Source organism: Thermorhabdus hydrogeniformans, assembly GCF_049310025.1.
Taxonomy (GTDB): domain Bacteria; phylum Bacillota; class Thermosediminibacteria; order Thermosediminibacterales; family Tepidanaerobacteraceae; genus JBJYKD01.
Window position 1 is genome coordinate 1 of record NZ_JBJYKD010000074.1, and the last position, 1029, is coordinate 1029.

General features: G+C 52.4%; 2 protein-coding genes. Both read right to left on the reverse strand.

What is annotated here, in order from left to right:
* The coding region (locus ACKX14_RS15515; protein ID WP_422449268.1) for a chromate transporter at positions 1 to 476 on the reverse strand (476 nt) is incomplete at its 3' end.
* A partial coding sequence (locus ACKX14_RS15520; RefSeq protein WP_422449270.1) for a chromate transporter occupies positions 473 to 1029 on the reverse strand: 557 nt, incomplete at its 5' end. The genes ACKX14_RS15515 and ACKX14_RS15520, both read right to left, overlap by 4 nt.

The following is a 1029-nucleotide window of genomic DNA, read 5'->3' on the forward strand; positions in this document are numbered from 1 at the left end:
ATGAGCGGGTTTATTTTCAGCAGGTACAGCCCCGCAAAGACCACCGCCGCCACCAGCATATCTTTAATGCCGGTAAAGGAGCTCTTTCCCACGGAATAGGCCGCCTGGACGATAAGAGCGATAACCGCCGGCCTGACGCCCTTAAAAAAGGCGTCCAGCCAGGGCAGGTGCCGGTACCTAATCAGCAAGAGGGCAAGGATGATTATAATCAGGAAAGAGGGGGCCGTGACCCCGATGGTGGCCGCCGCCGATCCCCAGAAGCCGCCTACTTTATACCCCACGAAGGTGGCCGCATTTATGGCTATGGGACCGGGGGTCATCTGTGAAATGGCTATTATATCCAGGAACTGGTCCACCGAGAGCCAGTGGTGGATGTCTATTATCTCTTTTTCTATGAGGGGAATCATGGCGTAACCACCGCCGAAGCTGAAGGCTCCCACTTTAAAAAACGCCCAGAAAAGGCTTAAATATATCATTTTTCCCCACGCTCCTCCGGACCCCGAAGTCTGTTTTGCAAGAACATTCCAGCTATTCCCGATGCCAGGATCGCCATTATGGGATGAAGGTCAAGTATAACGAGGGCCGCCAGGGAAAGAACCGCTATTATCACGCCCGCAGGAGTTTTAAAGGCGGCTTTACGAAGGTTAAAAGCAGCCGCCAGGATGAGCACCACTATGCCCGGGTATATCCCCCTGAAGGCCTTTTTCACGTAGATGCTGGATTTGATGTCGGCGTAGAACAGCGCCACGAATAGTATTATCAGAAACGACGGGAGTATGGTCCCCAGGACGGCTATGCAGGAGCCCAAAAAGCCGGACAGTTTGTAGCCTATGTATATGGAAGTATTTATGGCCACCGCCCCCGGGGCCGACTGGGTCACGGCGATTATATCCAGAAATTCCTCTTCCTTTATCCATTTCTGCTTATCCACCATTTCCACCTTCATAAGGGGTATCATGGCAAACCCGCCGCCCAGGGTAAATGCGCCGATTTTAAAAAAAGCCCAAAACATGAGCAAAAGTTCCCCCG